This window comes from Arthrobacter sp. Cr_A7, assembly GCF_029222765.1.
Classification (GTDB): domain Bacteria; phylum Actinomycetota; class Actinomycetes; order Actinomycetales; family Micrococcaceae; genus Arthrobacter.
On the sequence record NZ_JARHXQ010000131.1, the window covers coordinates 1 to 17,763 of the forward strand.

16 protein-coding genes are annotated in these 17,763 nt (G+C 62.2%); 13 read left to right on the plus strand and 3 right to left on the minus strand.

Annotation, left to right across the window (positions count from 1 at the left end):
* Positions 1-37: 37 nt before the first annotated feature.
* On the minus strand, positions 38-1,489 hold the full coding sequence (locus P2Q66_RS08135; protein ID WP_275727086.1) for an MFS transporter: 1,452 nt from the start codon (positions 1,487-1,489) through the stop codon (positions 38-40).
* 281 nt (positions 1,490-1,770) lie between these two features.
* Complete coding sequence (locus P2Q66_RS08140) at positions 1,771-2,817, minus strand: AraC family transcriptional regulator (protein ID WP_275727089.1); 1,047 nt, start codon at positions 2,815-2,817, stop codon at positions 1,771-1,773.
* 545 nt (positions 2,818-3,362) lie between these two features.
* Here P2Q66_RS08140 and P2Q66_RS08145 point away from each other — a divergent pair.
* Entirely contained in the window at positions 3,363-5,156 is a 1,794-nt protein-coding gene (locus tag P2Q66_RS08145) for a glycoside hydrolase family 15 protein (RefSeq protein ID WP_275727092.1), read from the plus strand.
* Here P2Q66_RS08145 and P2Q66_RS08150 read toward each other — a convergent pair.
* Entirely contained in the window at positions 5,153-6,199 is a 1,047-nt protein-coding gene (locus P2Q66_RS08150) for an AraC family transcriptional regulator (RefSeq protein WP_275727094.1), read from the minus strand. The genes P2Q66_RS08145 and P2Q66_RS08150 overlap by 4 nt on opposite strands.
* A gap of 261 nt (positions 6,200-6,460) precedes the next feature.
* On the opposite strand from P2Q66_RS08150, the gene P2Q66_RS08155 reads away from it, so the two are divergent.
* The 12 genes from P2Q66_RS08155 to P2Q66_RS08210 all read left to right on the plus strand — a co-directional run bounded on the left by P2Q66_RS08155 (position 6,461) and on the right by P2Q66_RS08210 (position 17,759).
* Positions 6,461-6,997: a flavin reductase family protein gene (locus P2Q66_RS08155; protein WP_275727097.1), complete on the plus strand. Its 537-nt coding sequence runs from the start codon at positions 6,461-6,463 to the stop codon at positions 6,995-6,997.
* A 75-nt stretch (positions 6,998-7,072) separates the two neighbouring features.
* The gene (locus tag P2Q66_RS08160; RefSeq protein WP_275727099.1) at positions 7,073-8,275 is read left to right on the plus strand and encodes an LLM class flavin-dependent oxidoreductase; all 1,203 of its coding nucleotides are present in this window, start codon (positions 7,073-7,075) and stop codon (positions 8,273-8,275) included.
* A gap of 36 nt (positions 8,276-8,311) precedes the next feature.
* Positions 8,312-8,833, plus strand: a complete 522-nt coding sequence (locus P2Q66_RS08165) for a cupin domain-containing protein (RefSeq protein WP_104187834.1) — start codon at positions 8,312-8,314, stop codon at positions 8,831-8,833.
* Positions 8,830-9,780: an isocitrate lyase/PEP mutase family protein gene (locus P2Q66_RS08170; RefSeq protein WP_275727102.1), complete on the plus strand. Its 951-nt coding sequence runs from the start codon at positions 8,830-8,832 to the stop codon at positions 9,778-9,780. The genes P2Q66_RS08165 and P2Q66_RS08170 overlap by 4 nt, the downstream gene beginning before the upstream one ends.
* A 17-nt stretch (positions 9,781-9,797) precedes the next feature.
* Positions 9,798-10,556 carry a glucose 1-dehydrogenase gene (locus P2Q66_RS08175; RefSeq protein WP_275727105.1) on the plus strand — a complete coding sequence of 253 codons (759 nt, stop codon included), beginning with the start codon at positions 9,798-9,800 and terminating at the stop codon, positions 10,554-10,556.
* 42 nt (positions 10,557-10,598) lie between these two features.
* A complete protein-coding gene (locus tag P2Q66_RS08180) occupies positions 10,599-11,522 on the plus strand; it encodes an SDR family NAD(P)-dependent oxidoreductase (protein ID WP_275727107.1) in 924 nt (307 codons plus the stop codon).
* Positions 11,523-11,598: 76 nt separating this feature from the next.
* The gene (locus P2Q66_RS08185; RefSeq protein WP_275727109.1) at positions 11,599-12,342 is read left to right on the plus strand and encodes an NAD(P)-binding domain-containing protein; all 744 of its coding nucleotides are present in this window, start codon (positions 11,599-11,601) and stop codon (positions 12,340-12,342) included.
* Between the two features lie 40 nt (positions 12,343-12,382).
* Entirely contained in the window at positions 12,383-13,576 is a 1,194-nt protein-coding gene (locus P2Q66_RS08190) for an acetyl-CoA C-acyltransferase (RefSeq protein WP_275727111.1), read from the plus strand.
* 9 nt (positions 13,577-13,585) lie between these two features.
* The gene (locus P2Q66_RS08195) at positions 13,586-14,206 is read left to right on the plus strand and encodes a nuclear transport factor 2 family protein (protein ID WP_275727112.1); all 621 of its coding nucleotides are present in this window, start codon (positions 13,586-13,588) and stop codon (positions 14,204-14,206) included.
* Positions 14,199-15,119 carry an SDR family oxidoreductase gene (locus P2Q66_RS08200; protein ID WP_275727114.1) on the plus strand — a complete coding sequence of 307 codons (921 nt, stop codon included), beginning with the start codon at positions 14,199-14,201 and terminating at the stop codon, positions 15,117-15,119. The genes P2Q66_RS08195 and P2Q66_RS08200 overlap by 8 nt, the downstream gene beginning before the upstream one ends.
* Entirely contained in the window at positions 15,116-16,738 is a 1,623-nt protein-coding gene (locus tag P2Q66_RS08205; protein ID WP_275727116.1) for an FAD-dependent monooxygenase, read from the plus strand. The genes P2Q66_RS08200 and P2Q66_RS08205 overlap by 4 nt, the downstream gene beginning before the upstream one ends.
* Before the next feature lie 205 nt (positions 16,739-16,943).
* Positions 16,944-17,759: an enoyl-CoA hydratase-related protein gene (locus P2Q66_RS08210; protein ID WP_104187857.1), complete on the plus strand. Its 816-nt coding sequence runs from the start codon at positions 16,944-16,946 to the stop codon at positions 17,757-17,759.
* Positions 17,760-17,763 lie beyond the last annotated feature (4 nt).

The following is a 17,763-nucleotide window of genomic DNA, read 5'->3' on the forward strand; positions in this document are numbered from 1 at the left end:
CCTGGAGGCACGCCGCCAGGGTCAGTTTTGTGTCCTTCTAGTGGCTGGCAACATGGACCTTCGTGGGATCGGTCTCTGTGTCCACCGCATGCAGATCGGTGATGCGCTTGGGTGCCAGCAACGCCCAGACAATCACGAAGACAGCGATAATCACGGCCGATGCGATGTAGATGCCGGCAAAGGTTGCCTGCGGAATGAATCCGTCGGCGCCGGGGACCAGCACATTCAAGATAATTGCGACGGCTATCATCGCTCCGACGAACTGGATGATGTTTTGCATGCCGACGGTCACCGCCATGTTGTCCTGGCGGCCGGCGGCTGCAACGAGGGTATATCCGGTGGTCAGGCAGCTGAGGATCGTGAGCGCGTACAGGAACACCCACAACCAGGACAGCCATACGTGGCCGTGGGCCAGGGCGAGTCCGAGGAAGACGAGGACCGCAGCGGATCCGGAAATGACCAGGACGGTCTTCGGCCCCAGGCGCCGAAGGCCCCATCGGGTCCAGAGGTATCCCAGTCCCGCCCCGGGAATCATTGCGAGCAGTACGTACGAGGAGTCCAGGGCAGAGAGGCCATGGCCGTATCCGGACGAAGCCGGGGTCTGCAGCCATGCCGGCAGCACGATGAAGATGCCTTGGCCAACCAGGCTGATCAGGAGGATTCCGGAGTAGCCGATGAGCGTTTGGCGGATATCCATGTTGCGGAATGACACCAGAGGCTCTTGGGTGCGTCGCTGCTGAACGATCCAGGCGGCTAGTGTCACGGCGCTGACGATGAATGCTCCGAGCACCAGCGGGGAGGTCCAGCCCTGGCCGGGCCCTTCAGCAATTCCGACCAGGAGTGCTGTGACCCACACGCCGAGCCCCAATGCGCCGAACCAGTCCAGCTGGACCACAGCACGGGCGGCGGCAGGTGTCTCAGGTGACTTCAGGGCCAGGATCAGCATTACGCCGTACAAAGCAAAGGTCACCCAGAAGACGGTCTCCCAAGGCAAACCGAGTCCAACGATGAGTCCGCCGGCAATAAGTGCGAGCGGTACAAGGACTGCCATCACTGTCGAGAGCACCAAGGAGACCAACCGGATCTGCCGGGCGGTAGCACGTGGGCGCAGAAGTCCCCAGCTCAGCGGAATCGTGACCGCGAGTCCCATGAGGAACCGGCCAGCGACCAGAGGCCAGAAACCGTTGGCGGTTGCACCCAGGGCGCATCCTACCAGCGCCAGGACGATAAGCCCGATGAGAACTTTGCGATGCCCGAAAATGTCACCCATGCGGGCGGTCAGGCTGACGGAAATCACGCTGCCCATCATCAGCGCGTTGAGGACCCACCCGATTTCCGAGCCCGTCAGGCCTGATTCAGTCGCGATCACCCCGATGAGCGGCGCGAGGATTCCGTACTGAATATCAAGCGTTATGCCGCTCAGCAGGAGTAGGGCAATGATTGGTGTGCTTCGGCCGGTGCGGGGCTCGACCGCTATTGTTTGTGTCATCTTTGACCACCTTTTGTTTATTTCCAGCAGCCGCTGGGATCGTTCCTGACCGCGGAGAGCAGTGCATGGGATCGGAGGTGCCCGGCGCACATCATTGGTTCGATGTGCCGACGGCGTTGATGCCATACGTTGTGTCCCGCGGAAGAACCGGCTTCTTTGCCGGGCTTGCGCAGGCTTCAACGTTAAGTTGGAGTAACCCTGGCCCGGCACGGCAATCAACGCCGTTCGCATGGGAAAGTACGCCAAGGTACGCCTGCGTTCACCAGGACAATGCGGGCAGCCTACGCCCCGGATCTGACGTTGGTTTTGTAGTGGGAAGCCTCCCGGTAGGCCGTGGGCGGCATCCCCTTCCAACGCTTAAAGGCGATGGTGAAGCTAGCGGGCTCTGTATAGCCAAGCCTGCGGGATATCCGCGCTACCGAAAGATCCGTATTCGAGAGCAAATCGGCGGCGAGGTCGCTCAGGGTCTTGTCCCGGAGCTGGGCGAAGTCGTCCCCGGTGAGTTCAAGCTTGCGCTGCAGGGTGCGGGGAGAAACTCGAAGTGTTGCGGCCACGTTTGCCAGTTTGCGGTTGAGCTCCGGGGCCGCCCTTATGCTCTTTGCGACAGTGTCGGCCCAGTCTCCGGTGGCCCTGAGAGTGTCGACGATCTGGGTATCCGCCTTGATCCATGCCGCGTGCTGAAAGGCGTTACCGAAAGGAAGCTCCTGTGCTGACGTTGCGGGGTCCCACCACAGCCGCAGCGTTTCGGCGCCACAGTCAATCACGCAGGGGACGTTATCCGCAAGCTCGGGGGAGGCTTCCGCGAGAGGGAATTCAATCTGGGTGAAAGGGAAAGGGCTGCCATAGAGCCAGGTGAAATTCCGGGCAATGAAACAAAGGTCGCGGTAAACGCTGAACGGGATCAGCTCTTTCGGGGCATCGGGGTAGGTGAACTCCATCCCGGTTACTGCGCCATCCGGTGTCCTCAGCGATGCCAGTTCGAAAAGAGCAGGGCCATAGTCAGTGGTACTCGCAACGTCTACCCATGCCTCGATGGTCGGCGCAGTAGCCAGGGCCAATCCTCTCACCCCGAAGGCGCCCAGTGAGTAAGCGCGCGCGGCGCGCACCCAGAGATCCGCACGATCTTCTGTGAGACCTACGAACTGCAGCTGGAAGGCCAATTCCTTCCTCGCAGGAATGGTGCCTCCCGGGCGGTTCACCGCATCAGGGTCAATTTCCGCATGCGCGAGCGCGCTCTGCCAATCCAGGTCCGCATCCTCAAGCAGTCCACGCAGTATGTGTACGCTGAAATTTGGTACCCGAAGGTTCTGGTATGTTCCCCCTTTCACCGTCGCCACCTTCCGGCGCAGGCATACCGGGGCACCTCAGCAAGTCCAGGACCGGTTCGGGGATGCATCTCTCTCCTCTTCTTTGTGGAGGGACGGGCTCCTGCTCGAAAGCGCTTCGGCAAATCCGAGTATCAGAAGGCTCGTGAAGTCACGTCAGTAGCTTTGCACCTTCGGCGGCGTTCAACACACCAAAGAGCGCGTTTGGCGCAGTTTCCCATCTACTTGGCGTCGCCGGTCATGCCGGTCCAACGCTGCGGGCTCCTAACGTTGAAGCTAAGCAAGGCTTCGCAAGGGAGCCGAAACAAAGCACTAAAGGAGAGGAAACGAGATGACACGCGAAGAAGCCTTCACACTCTGCCCTTCAGACTCCTATGTGGAGCTCTACGGCAACCAGTGGCTCATCGTTCCGTTTGCACCGGTCACACAGCCTCAGTTCTTTGTCTGCACACCAGGCCAACGCAACGCACAAGCACGTAATTTGCACTAAGTTCCTGACCAGAGCCGCAAGGCCTATGGAGATCTTTAATCTTGTGATTGAGTGAAGCATGGCTGCTCCGATTGAGGATTATGCGCTGCTTTCGGATCTCCACACCGGACCCCTTGTTTCCCGGCAGGGCAGCGTGGACTGGCTCTGCTTCCCGCGTTTCGACTCGCCCTCGGTCTTTGCCTCCCTGCTCGGGCATGAAGACCACGGCCGGTGGCTGCTCGCCCCGAGCCCGGCGGAGGCCCTTGTTGTGGACCGTCACTATGTGGACTCGACGTTCGTACTCCAGACCACGTGGCAGACCAATTCCGGAAAAGTCCTGGTGACCGATTTTATGCCGGTAGGCGGCGCCCAGCCGTCGCTCGTCCGGCGGGTAACCGGACTTAGCGGGACAGTCCCTATGCACCAAGAGATAAGGATTCGGCCCCAGTACGCAACCGTCCTGCCTTGGGTGAGCCGGATCCGCGACAGCGACGACCCCGGCGTGGAAATACTTCTCGCCATGTCCGGTCCGGATGCTCTATCCCTGCGGAGCACCTGTCTTCCGCAGGCCGAAGACCACCGGCACGCGGGGGAGTTCACGGTTCAGCAAGGACGGAATGTTGACTTCCACCTGACATGGTTCCCTTCCTACCAGGACGTTCCGCCGGCCATCAACATCGACGCAGCCCTGGACGACGCCACCCACTACTGGACCACGTGGGCGGGCAATTGCCGCTACGACGGGGCCTATCAGAATGCGGTCAAACGTTCACTTCTGGTCTTGCGCGCTCTAACCCACTATGAGACGGGCGGCATTGTCGCTGCCCCCACCACTTCCCTGCCCGAGGAGTTTGGCGGACCCCGCAACTGGGACTACCGCTACTGTTGGCTGCGCGACGCATCGTTGACACTCGAAGCCATGTTGACGCACGGCTACGAATCCGAGGCCCTGAAGTGGCGGAACTGGCTCCTGCGTGCGCTCGCGGGCGATCCGGAAGATCTGCAAATAATGTACGGCGTAGGGGGCGAACGCGACCTGACGGAAAAGGAACTCCCACATTTGCCTGGCTATCAGGACGCCAAACCCGTGCGAATCGGCAACGCAGCCGTCTTCCAGCATCAGGCCGATGTCGTGGGGGAGGTGATGGTGGTACTTGAGAGGCTGCGTCTCGCCGGGGGCAAGGAGGACCATTTCTCCTGGGCCCTGCAGCGCGCCCTGCTTGGCTCAGTAGACAAACATTTCGAAGACAAAGACCTGGGGTTGTGGGAGATGCGGGGCGCCCCGCAGTATTTCACGCACTCCCGGGTCATGATGTGGGCAGCCTATGACAGCGGAGTGCGGGCTGTTCGCGACCACGGACTGCCCGGGCCGCTCGACCACTGGGAGCGGCATCGGGATCGGCTGGCCGCAGAAATAGCGGATCTCGGATTCAACCAAAGCCTGAACTCCTTCACCCAGACATACGGTGGTGAGGAGACGGACGCGGCCCTGCTGGTCCTGCCGCAGGTCGGCTTCCTCGCCTACGACGATGAGCGGATGCTGGGAACAGTCGCCCAGCTGGAGACGGAGCTGCTCACTCCTGAGCGTCTGTTGATGCGCTACCGCACCGAGACCGGCGTCGACGGATTGGCGCCGGGGGAGCATCCCTTCCTTGCCTGCTCCTTCTGGCTGGTGGAACAGTACGCACGTTCGGGCAGGCGGGAAGACGCCAAGCATCTAATGGGCGCCCTGGTGGGACTTTCCAATGACCTCGGCCTGCTCAGCGAAGAATACTCCATGGACGACAAACGGATGGCGGGAAACTTCCCACAAGCCTTCTCCCACCTTGCTCTGATACGGGCCGCAGACGCGATGAACAGCGAGGGCGTCTAAGCATTGGGCCTCGCGTTGTTCTTGTAGCGGGATGCTTCCCTGTAGGCCGTCGGCGGCATCCCGTTCCACCGTTTGAAGGCGATGGTGAAGCTGGTTGGGTCCGTGTACCCCAGGGTGCGGGATATTCGTGCTACGGAGTGATCCGTCTTCGAGAGAAGATCGGCAGCGAGGTCACGCAGTGCCTTGTCCCGGAGCTGGGCAAAGTCGTCACCGGTGAGTTCGAGCTTGCGTTGCAGGGTGCGGGGGGAAACGCGCAGTGTTGCGGCCACATTTGCCAGTTTGCGGTTGAGTTCGGGGGCGGCCCTGATGGTCTTTATGACAGTGTCGGGCCAATCACCGGTTGCCCTGAGGTTGTCAAGAATCTGGTGATCCGCTTTGAGCCATGCTTCGTGTTGGAAGGTATTGCCGAAGGGAAGCTCGTGTGCCGATGTTTCGGGAGCCCACCAGAGCCGCAGCGCGTCGGATCCGCAGTCGATGGCGCAGGGGACAAACGGAATAATCTCGGGGGCGGCTTCTGCGAGAGGGAATTCGATCCGGGTGAAGGGAAAAGGGCCGCCGTACATCCACGTGAACGTTCGGGCAATAACGCAGAAATCGCGGTAGACGCTGAACGGGATGAGTTCTACAGGGGTATCAGGGTACGTGTACTCCATCCCGGTCACCGTGCCGTCCAATGTCCGGAGGGGGGTAATTTCCATCAGGCCGGGAGCGTAGTCGGTTGAGCTGCCGGCTTCTACCCATGCCGCAATGGTCGGCGCGGTAGCGAGGGCCAATCCGCGAATGCCGAAGGATCCAAGTGTGTAAGCCTGGGCGGCCTTCACCCAGAGGTCGACGCGATCCTTTGTGAGCGCCACAAACTGCAGTTGGAAGGCCAACTCCTTTTTCGCAGGAATGGTACCTCCGGGGCGGTCAATGGCTTCGGGATCGATTTCCGCGTTTGTGAGCGCAGTTTGCCAATCGAGGTCCGCGTCCTTCAACACTTCGCACAGTCCGTGAACACTGAAGTTGGGTAGTCGCAAATTCTGATACGAGCTTAGTTTCACTGCTGCCTCCTTTCACCGTTGAGGAAGAGGCGCTCCAGCCTTTCAGGGCGTCAGTGCGACGAGTTGCAACGGCCCAGCCTGTGAAGCACGTCACCAGCTTTGCATCCCGCGCCATGCATGCACAAGTGGCCCGAGCATGACGCGGTTTCCCATCTGTTTGGCACGTCTTGCCATGCCACTTACCTTCCCTGCGCACCTAACGTTGAAGCCCTGAGCAAGGGCCGGCAGTGAAGCCGGCGCACTGATATCAAAGGAGATCCGGTGAGCTTATCCATCACCCAAAGCCTGGAACCGGCTATCACTGCCGACGAATTCAAGGCGGCCTTCCGCAACCATCCCGGCGGTGTCGCTGTCATCACGGCTGATGCGGGCAACGGTCCGGTCGGCCTGACAGCAACGTCTGTCATTTCGGCCAGTGCCGAACCTGCGATCCTGGCATTCTCAGTATCGGAATTTTCATCCAGCACCCCGACCATTCTTAGCGCAGACACCGTGGTGGTGCATCTCCTGAGCGCTGAACAAGTGGACATCGCCAAACTCTGCGCCACCAGCGGGATCGACCGCTTTGCTGACACATCCCTCTGGTCCCGACTGGAGACAGGCGAGCCCTACTTCGTGCAGGTGCAGGCCTGGATCCGGGGCAGGAGCATCAACTCCATGGCCGCCGGCGGATCGTCCATCGTGGCCGTCGAGGCACTTCAGGCGTCGCCGGCGCTGTCAGGCGACGCGGCAGCCGCAGACCCGCTGGTCTACCACAACCGGCGCTGGCACACCCTTGGGGATGCATCCCAGATCTGAACCGTGACCCTGCCGGTCATAAGAAATCCATCACGTTCTACACCACATTTACATCTTCCTGAAAGGACGGCGATTATGAGCATCGCATCCAACGAGACTTCCACTGAGCATCCCGTTGATCGCGACTTTGTCGCGGATTACACAGTCGAGCGTGACAACGGCCCGATGGTCGGAGGCGACAACGCCTTCAAAGTCGCCATCTTCGGCGCGAACGTGTCCACGGGGCAGGGCGGCCTGAACTTCGCCGACAACAGCATCAAGCTTGGCAACTGGGGCGAAGTGCAGCATCTCGCGCAGAAAGCGGACCGGTACGGCGTGGACGGATTCATCCCCATCGCGCGCTGGCAGGGGCTCGCCGGTCCCGACCGGCCCTGGGGCCGTCAGTTCGAGACTTTCACCTGGGCCGCGGGACTGGCCGCGGTGACCCAGAACATCCAGATCATCGCCACCTGCAACGTGCAGTTCATCAACCCCGTGATGGGAGCGAAGATGGTGACCACCATTGACCACATCAGCGGCGGCCGCATGGGGCTCAACGTTACCGCGGGCTACTTCAAGCCTGAATACGACATCTTCGGCGTGGAGCTCCCCGAGCACGACGTGCGCTACGAGCTCGCCGACGAGTGGATTGAGATCGCCGAGCGTCTGTGGGCCAACGAGGAGCAGGAGTTCGACTTCGACGGCAAGTTCTTCAATCTGAAGGGTGCGCAGGCGCACCCGAAGCCCGTGCAGTCCCCCCGCCCGATGGTGATGAGCGCCGGTTCGAGCCCGGCAGGCCAGGAGTTTGCGTTCAAGCACGCAAACGTCCTGTTCGCATCGGTGGCAAGCGTCGAGCACAGCGGCGAGCTCACGCCGAAGATCCGTCAGAAAGCCGACGCGGCCGGTCGCGAGGACCTCGGCCTGTGGGCGGGCGCGCACATCATCGTCAAAGACACCGAGAAGGAAGCACGCGCCTACGCCGACTACGTGACAGAGAACACCGACTGGGAGAGCGCGCTTCGCTACCGCGAAATCATCCGCAGCGGCACCCAGAGCTTCAACTGGGATGAGTACAAGCAGTCCGAGGACTACAAGCGTGACGAGTCTGTGAGGGCCTTTGGCCGCGCGGCGCTCATGCCGATCACGGGCACTCCCGAGATGGTGGTCGAGGAGCTGCAGAAGTTGCAGGCCTCGGGCATCACGGGCATCTGCACCGGCCTCGTCGACTATGACGAGGGCCTCGACCGGCTGAACGAACAGGTCTTCCCGCTGATGCGCGAGGCGGGCCTGCGCGCCTGACGACCAAAAGCGTCCATCCAGAAGGAGTGAACACAGATGACTTTTCCTGATCCCAAAAAATTCCAGCTCGTCGTCGCGGGACCGAACGAGTCCGGTGAAGCCGACTTCCTCGACGTCGGCCCGGCCGCCGAATTCGACTTCCCCGGCGTGGCAGCGGGCGCCTTCTACTGGGCCGTGGACGGGGGCCACAGCAAAACGAACTTCGGTGCCCCGCCAAGCAAGGTCGCCCTTGCGGGACCCAATGGATCCACCTTCGGCATCAGCAGTTTCCCGGCGCACTCGTCAGGCGAAGTGGACGCGGCGACGCTCGACGAAAGCATGAGCGCCACCGACGACGACGGCGACGCCGGGATGCACGCGAGCGACACCATCGACTACGAGGTGGTCATCTCGGGCAAGGTGGACCTCGTACTCCCCGGCGGGAAGAAGCGCACTCTCGTTCCGGGAGACCTGCTGGTCATGGCCGGTGTGCCCCATGCCTGGAAGAACCCGTATGACGAGGATTGCGTCTACGTCGTGGTCACGGTCGGTTTTAACACCCCTGAGGCCGCATCATGAGCCTGACCTCACCCGGCAAGGCGCTGCGTGCAGTCTTTGACAGCCCCGAGACGGCCCTAGTGCCCTTCGGCGCCTTGCCCCTCCACGCACAGATGGCGCAGCACGCGGGTTTCGACGCCTTCCAGCTCTCCGGCGGCATGTCCGCCTGGTGGCAAGGTGTCTCCGACACGGGATGGCTCACCCTGACCGAGGTGGTTGAGCATGCGAAGCGCACTGCCCGCGCCGCTGACATTCCCATCTATTGCGACGCCGATACCGGCTTCGGTGCGCCGATCAACGTGCAGCGCACGGTGTCCGAGTTCATTGATGCGGGCGTCGCCGGGATCCACATCGAGGATCAGCGGGAGCCCAAGAAATCGGGCGGTGTCGCCGGGATCGAATTGGTGTCGGACGCCGAGGCTATCGGACGACTGAACGCCGCCGTCGATGCCCGGGACAAGTTGGACAAGGACTTCGTCATCGTTGCCCGTACCGACGGCTACGGTGCCGCCGGCGGCGGCGTGGACGAGGCGGTCCGCCGCGCCCAGCTCTACAAAGCCGAGACCGGCGCGGACGTCATCTTCTACGAAGGATTCCATACCTGGGAGCAGGCCGAACTCGCGCTGAAGGAGACACCCGGGCCAGCCTACGCCGTCGGTGTTCCGCTGATCGGACGCAAGACCGTCGCCGAGATGACAAAGATCGGCCAGGCGATTCAGCCCGTGGCCTTCGTGCTTCCCGGAGTCAAAGAGGTGTGGCGCTTGCTGATGCAGGTCAAGGAATCAGGCGAGGCCACACCCATCGGCGAGTACATCGACCACTTGAATGATGGCTCCGACAGCATCGGCTGGGGCGCAATGTTCGGCCGTCCCTTGACCGACTACGTGCGTGAAACCGAGGACAGATTCCTCCCGCAGGAATCGCGCCGCAACTATGACAACAACGTCCACGTTGGAGAGAGCTACTAATGAATGAGGAGAAACTGATGATGAAGGACAAAGCCGGTCTCGTTACCGGCGCGGGCTCGGGCATTGGCCGGGCAGGTGCCCTTGCGTTCGCGAAGAATGGCGCGCGTGTAGTGGTGTCCGACATTGATGAAGCAGCCGGGCGCGAAACGGTGGAAATCATCGCAGCATCTGGTGGGAAGGCTGTCTTCTTTCAGTGCGATGTCAGCGACGAGGAGCAGGTCAAGGCCCTTGTCGATGCGACGGTGTCGAACTTTGGGCAGCTGGACTTCGCTTTCAACAATGCCGGGATGAACGGTGTCTTCGCACCTATTGGGGAGACCGACAGCGCGACCTGGGACCGGGTCATGAAGGTGAACCTGTACAGCACGTTCTACTGCCTGAAGCACGAAGTCAACGCGATGCTGAAGACCGGAGGCGGTGCGATCGTCAACACTGCTTCTGCTGCGGGCCTCGTCGGAATCGCCAACAACGCCCCGTACACCGCCTCGAAATTCGGCGTTGTCGGGATCACGAGGAACGCGGCGATGGACTACGGACCCTTGGGAATCCGTATCAATGCCCTCACCCCGGGGTCGACGACGAGTCCCATGATGAAGAACGCCTTCGAGCAGAACCCGCCCGAATTCCGGGAAAGGATTCTGTCGGCGATTCCGATGCGCGAGCTGGCCGAACCCGAGGATCAGGCAGATGCCGTGGTGTGGCTCTGCTCTGACCAGGCCCGCATGGTGACCGGAATCTCCCTGGCGGTCGACGGCGGCTGGCTGGCCGGAAAGTAAGTGGCACTGCCATCCGGTTCAAAAGAAATGGAGTAACTGAAAATGACTAATCTTGATTTCAAGGGCCGGGTGGCAATCGTCACCGGCGCAGGGCAGGGAATGGGCCGCGAGCACGCAAAAATGCTTGCTTCGCGCGGGGCGCGGGTCGTCGTCAACGACGTCAACGCGGCGAATGCGGCCGAAGCTGTGGCCGAGATAGCCAACGCAGGCGGCACCGCAGTGGTCGACAGCCATAATGTCGTCACCGAGGCGCCTGAGATCGTCCAGACCGCACTCGACTCCTTTGGGCAGCTCGACATCGTCGTCAACAACGCGGGGATTAACGCCTTCGGCCGCTTCTGGGAGATGGAAGCCGATACCTGGTGGCGCATCTTCGACGTGGCCGTCAAAGGCGTCGTCGGAGTCTCGCGCGCAGCCATGCCGCACCTCATCGCCTCGGGCAGCGGCCGGCTTATCAACATCTCGTCGAACGGGGTCATGGGCGTGCCGACGGACTCGGCCTACAACGCCGCCAAGGCCGCGATCTGGGGACTCGGTATCACCCTCGCGGCCGAGGCCCGCGAGGTGGGAGTTCAAGTCACCACACTGATGCCCGTGGCCTTGACGCCCATGACCGAGGACGCCTTCCCCAACCCCGTCATAAAGGACGCCATGCGCACGACGGTTCCGGCGAGCTCGGTGTCTGCCTTCGTCACGTGGTTGGCACACCAGGACACAACAGTTTTCGGCGAAACGTTCGAGATTGCCGGAGTCGCAGCCGGTCGCGTGGCCATTGCCGGCATGCCGCGCATGAAGGTCGAAACACCTACGCCCGAGAGCTGGACCGACAGCGGGGAGGCGCTCATGAAGGACGGCGAGCTGCGTGCATTCCGCAACGCGAGCGAGTCGTTCCGTGACCAGATGGTCTACTTGGCGCCGGAACTGGACGAGGTCCTCCCCGCCAACGCGGCAGACGTCTCGAGGTGACCGCGTCGCTGCATAACCGTCTCTTACCGGCAGGATCACGGCCAACATTGGCTCTCAACTCAAAACAAGGATTCGCATGAAGATTGGCATTCTAGGAGCAGGTTCGATAGGCGCTACACTCGCCCGCAAACTGAGTGGAGCCGGCCATGATGTTAAGGTTGCGAATTCCCGCGGCCCCGAAACCATCAATTCCGACATTGTGGCATCGGGTGCACGACCAGTAGAGGCAAGCAGCGCTGTCACCGACGTCGATGTCCTCATCACGTCCATGCCGCTCAGCCGGATGCCCGAGGTCAAAACCCTTATTACCGAACTCCCGGCCAACGCCGTCATCATCGATACGTCCAACTACTACCCCCAGCGTGATGGGCGGGTGGAAGCCCTGGAAGACGGGCAGGTCGAAAGCGTCTGGATTACCGAGCAGCTCGGGCGCCCAGTTGCGAAGGCCTGGAACGCCATCACGGCGGAGTCCTTCGAGGCCTATGGAAGAAAAGATGGGGATCCCGACCGGATTGCCATTCCTGTGGCCGCGGATCGCGATCGCGACAAGGCGGTAGCAATTGCCCTCGTCGAGGAGACCGGGTTTGACGCGGTGGACGCCGGATCCCTGGCAGACTCCTGGCGCCAACAGCCCGGAGCGCCCAGCTATTGCACCGACTTTACGCGCCAGGAGTTGCCCGAGGCCCTTGCTGCCGCCGAGAAGGCCCGGCTGCCGCAGCGACGGGACATCGCGTTTGCAGCCATTATGGAACGGTTCCCGGACTATTCCGATGTCACCGCCGACTACCTTGTCCGGCTCCATCGGGCCATCTACAGCTGAACCCGTGACAATTCGCCCGGCCACAGGCCAAGGAGCAGAAGTGAACGTCAAAGAAGATGTAGTTATCGTCGGGGCTGCCCGAACTCCCCAGGGCCGGATGATGGGGCAGCTCGCCTCGGTGTCCGCCGTCGAGCTTGGCGGGGTTGCAATCGCTGCCGCTTTGGATAGGGCAGGCATCAGTGCTGATGCTGTTGACGCCGTTGTCATGGGCCATGTGATCCAGGCAGGGGCCGGCCAGAACCCTGCGCGGCAGGCAGCTGTAGCCGGGGGGATACCACTCAGTGCCCACGCTGTCACCGTTAACAAGGTCTGTCTGTCCGGCCTGAGCGCGATCATCGAAGCCAGCCGGCTGCTCCAGCTTGGAGAAGCTGAAGTGGCGATCGCCGGCGGACAGGAATCGATGAGCAATGCCCCGCATCTGCTTCCCGGTTCGCGCGCCGGGCACTTGTACGGGGATGCCGTGCTAACGGACGCCCTTGCCCGCGACGGACTCACCGATGCCTTCGACCACGAGTCGATGGGCCTCAACACCGATCGTGCCAATGACGTACTCGGCATCAGGCGTGCCGAGCAGGACAAGGCCGCTGCAGACTCCCACCGACGGGCAGCAGCGGCCCAAGGTGCAGGGTACTTCGATGCAGAAATAGTTCCGGTCAAAGTGCCGCGTCGCCGGGGAGCGCCTGAACTGGCAGGCAGCGACGAGGGCGTCCGGCCGGACAGCAATGAGGAGTCCCTCACCAAACTCCGGCCGGCGTTTTCCCCCGCAGGTACCGTTACGGCAGGCAACGCTTCGCCGCTCACGGATGGCGCTGCCGCCGTCGTCCTGACCACGCGCGGCTATGCGGAAGCCCACGGTTTAGACGTCGTGGGGGTACTAGGGGCCCATGGCCAGATCGCCGGCCCGGACACATCACTGCCAGACAAACCAGCCCAGGCCATTGCGAAGGCCCTCGGAGTGGCAGATTGGACCGCGGGGGAGCTGGACTTCGTGGAGATCAATGAAGCGTTCGCCTCCGTTGCACTCCACTCGGCGGCGCAGCTTGGAATTGGGATGGAAAGGGTCAACGTCAACGGCGGCGCCATCGCTCTCGGACACCCCATTGGCGCCTCCGGGGCACGCGTCGTCGTCTCGGCTGTGTACGAACTCCAGCGCCGTGGCGGGGGCAAGGCCGCCGTGGCCCTGTGTGGTGGAGGCGGGCAGGGCGAGGCGCTGCTCCTGTCCCTGAGCTTGTAGGTGGCTGGAGTGGTCGAATCCATGAAGGAGGCTGCGTCGAACACCGGCAACCTAGCGGACTGGGCCGCCGAACTGGAGCAACTGCGTGTCCTCGTTGCCAAGCAGGAGTTGAACGAGAACATGATCCGATATTGCCGGGGCATGGACCGCAAGGACCTCGCCCTGATGAAGTCCACGTACTGGCCTGAGGCGACTGAGGATCATGGGATGTTCGTGGGCCTGTCCCATGACTTCTGCGACTGGGCGTACTCCATGCGGCGGGAGTCCTCCCACAAGGCCAGCCATTACGTGACCAACATACTTATTGAACTAGACGGCAACCAGGCCAAGCGTGAAACGGCGTTTATCTACCTGGCCATGCCGGCCGACGGCGGCCCTACCGATCTGCTTGCGGGCCGTTACCGCGATCTGTGCGAGCGGCGCCAGGGGGAGTGGAAGGTGCTCGCGAGGACTTGCGTCTGGGACGGGGCGCAACGACTCGCTCCGGAAGCGGACGTCGCCGAGCTGTTCGGCATTCCGCCCACGTCCAACTTCGGTGATCGCTATCCGCACGACCCGACCTATGCCACGAATTGGGGAAAAGCATCCCCGGTTCCGACTACGAATGCAAAGGAGCATCTTAATGACTAGCGATCGAATCCTCGCTGGAAAGCACGTCCTCATTACCGGCGCCGGCCGCGGCCTCGGCGAGGCGTATGCACGCGCGGCCGCAGCAGAAGGCGCCCGAGTGGTTGTTTCCGACATTAACGCCGAAAGCGCCGACGCCGTGGCGGAGTCAATCAACCGCGAGGGCGGCGAAGCATTAGCCGTCGCGGCGGACGTCACCGATTGGGACAGTTGCCAGCGGCTGGTCTCTGCTGCCGTTGAACGCTTCGGGAAGCTGGACGGCCTGGTCAACAACGCCGGCTATTTGGAGACGGTGACTGCCGGGCAGGAGAGCCAGGAGCATATTCGCCGCCACGTCGACATCAACGTCTGTGGTACGTACTTCATGTCAGTCCACGGCCTCGCGGCCATGGAGGGACGGGGATCAATCGTCAACGTGACCTCGGGCGCGGTTGCGGGCCTTCGGATGATGAGCGCCTACGCTGCAGCCAAGGCGGCGATCGCCTCCTTGACCTTCGCCTGGGCCACCGAGTTCGGTGCCCAAGGTGAAGACATCCGGGTCAACGCGATGGCGCCCCACGCTGACACACCGATGATGACGGCAGGGACCGAGGCCTACACGAAATTCTTCGGTGGAAACCCTGTTGCACCGCCGCCTTCCACGAACGCTCCAGTGGTTCTCTATCTCCTGTCCGACCTCAGCCAGGGAGTAAACGGCCAGGTGGTCCGCTTTGCGAACGGGCATGACCTGATGCTGCTGTCACACCCCGCCATCGTCGATTCCGCCCTCACCCGCGAGACATGGACGCCCCTTGATGTCAGCGCCGCGTTCGATGACGTGCTGCGCGCCAGGATGCAGCCGTGCGGCCAACTGACGTACACGGACTCCCGCAGCATGGAGCCCGAGCTGACGGTGTTTGCAGGAGTCAGCCAGTGAACCAGCGGAACGAACCCGCCAAGCGCAGCGTCGACGTCGTGATTATCGGAGCCGGTCCGGTCGGGCTTTCGGCGGCGATCCTCCTGGGACGGTTCGGCGTCGACACGCTCGTGGTCGAGCGACGGACCGAGCGGTCGCGCCACCCCAGGTCCCGAGCTGTCAGTTGCCGCACCATGGAGGTGTTTCGCGAACTCGGCCTCACCGAAGAAGTGCGGGCAGCGGCGCTTCCTGGCGGACCACGCCGTCTGCTCGGAAGCGATGCGGTATCGCCGTGGCGCTCAGTCGTCACCAGCAACGCGCATGCGAGTGGACCCGCGGACACCAGCCTCGGTCCGGAGACGCTGGACGTAGTTCTGTGCTCCCAGGACGCGCTTGAGCCGATCCTCGTTGACGCGGCGCAGGCCGAGGACAGCGTCACCCTCCAGTTCGGCAAGACTGTGTCGACGGTGAACGACACAGGGGCAGAGGTTTTCGTGTCCATCACCAGTGACAAGGGCCCCGAAGTCGTCGCCGCAAAGTATGTGATCGCAGCCGACGGCGCCGCCAGCCAGGTGCGCACCGCCTTGGGGATCGGGAGCACCGGGGATCAGGACCTGCAGACAGCGGTGAGTGTGCTGTTCCGGTCGCCTGTCATCCAGCGGCGCACGGGCGACCCGTCCAGCTTCATCTATCTCGATAATCCGGACACGATCGGGGCTGTGGTGATCGCTCCCGTGGACGCGACCGACCGCGTGGCGATGCTGGGCCGCCCACTGGTCATGGACAGGATGCCCTTCGAAGACATCGACTGGACGACGCAAATACGCGACGCGATCGGGGATCCCGATGAGTCGGTGGAATTGATGGACGCCCGGACCTGGACCGTGGGAGCCTGGGTGGCCGACCGCTACCAGTCCGGCCGGATCCTGCTCGCCGGAGACGCAGTGCACGTCATGCCTCCTTATGGCGGATTCAACCAGAACACCGGCATCCAGGACGTCCACAACATCGCATGGAAGCTGGCAGCCGTCCTCAAGGGCTGGGCGGATCCCGCCCTCCTGGACACCTACGAAGTGGAGCGGCGGCCCGTCGCAGTGTTCAACAACGCAGAAGCTGTCCGCAACTTCCGATCCATTGTGGGCAACGCCGATGAAGGCCCGCGCTCCTTCCGGCCGGAAAACTTCGTACACCCCGGCCTGGATATCGGATTCCGCTATGACCGAGGAGCGGTTGCCGGAGCCACGTCACCGGATGCCGGCTGGCCTGTAGGTACCTTCACCCCCACTGCTGCCGTGGGTGAACGCGCACCGCATGTCTGGCTTAACGCCGAGGCCACTGTCTCCACGCTTGACCTGTTCGGACGCGAACTAACCATTCTTGCGCGCTCCAGTTCGGAGCCTGCACGGGAGGCGGCGCGGCGGGCAGAGATCCACGGCATTCCCTACAGCTCGGTGACCTTCGGGCACTTGGGGGACTTCGTTGCTGCCGAGGCTGAGTGGGCGGCCGCTTACCGTGTCAACGGGGACGAAGCCATCCTCGTACGGCCCGACGGGCACGTGCTCGCCCGCCTGGACGGCAACGACCCCAACGCTGTGGACCGCGCCCTTCTTGCTTACACCGGCCGGACCACAGCTCTATGATCCCGGTGGAACTCGACCTGCCGCCGCCGGGAGGTTGATGACAGGGTCCGAACACGCCGCTATTCTCGGCGCTATTTCTATCTTTACTATTGAGAACTTGCTCTATCTGAAGATAAGGTTCATATTACGAGAGTTTCTCCCTGGCAAGGCAGCAAATGCCGTAGCCGCAACTCAACGCTCAATTACAAAAATAAGGAGATTCACGATGGCGTGGATAACGTTTGATGACTACAAGGACAAGTACCAGCACATCAAACTGGAACGCGATGAAGACGGCATTCTGCTTGTCACGTTCCACACGGATGGCAGCGACGTCGTCTGGGGCGTAGGAGTCCATGACAACGTTTCATCGCTCTGGGACGACATCAGCAGGGACCGGGGGAACCGCGTCGTCATCATTACCGGGGCGGGTGACACGTTCATCGACAAGGAGGCCCCGATTGAAAACAAGAACTGGGTAACCCCCGAAATCTGGCTTGGTCTCCATCACGACGCCAAGCGCCTTGTGCTGGGCCACCTCGACATCGAGGTTCCGATGATTGCCGCAGTCAACGGCCCCGCACGCTACCACAATGAGCAGGCGCTGCTGTGCGACATCGTCATCGCCTCCGAGGATGCCGTATTCGCCGATCATGCACACTTCTCCCAGGGGAACATTCCGGGCGACGGGATGCAGATTATCTGGCCGCTGGTCATCGGTTTAAACCGCGGCCGCTACTTCCACCTCACCGGCCAGGAGATCACTGCACAGCAGGCCTACGAATGGGGTGCCGTGAACGAAGTGGTGCCCAAGGACCAGGTAGTTACCAGGGCGTATGAACTGGCACGGATGCTCGCCGCCAAGCCTACGCTGACGCTGCGCTCCACGCGCATGCTGATGGTGAACGAGCTTAAGAAGACCATGAATGACGCGGTAAGCCACGGAATGATGACCGAGGGTCTTGTTGCGATGGGTGAAGGCTGGAATCCGACTCCGCTCACCGGACCGGAACTGGCTGCAGGCGTCAAGACGCCCGCCTGACGCA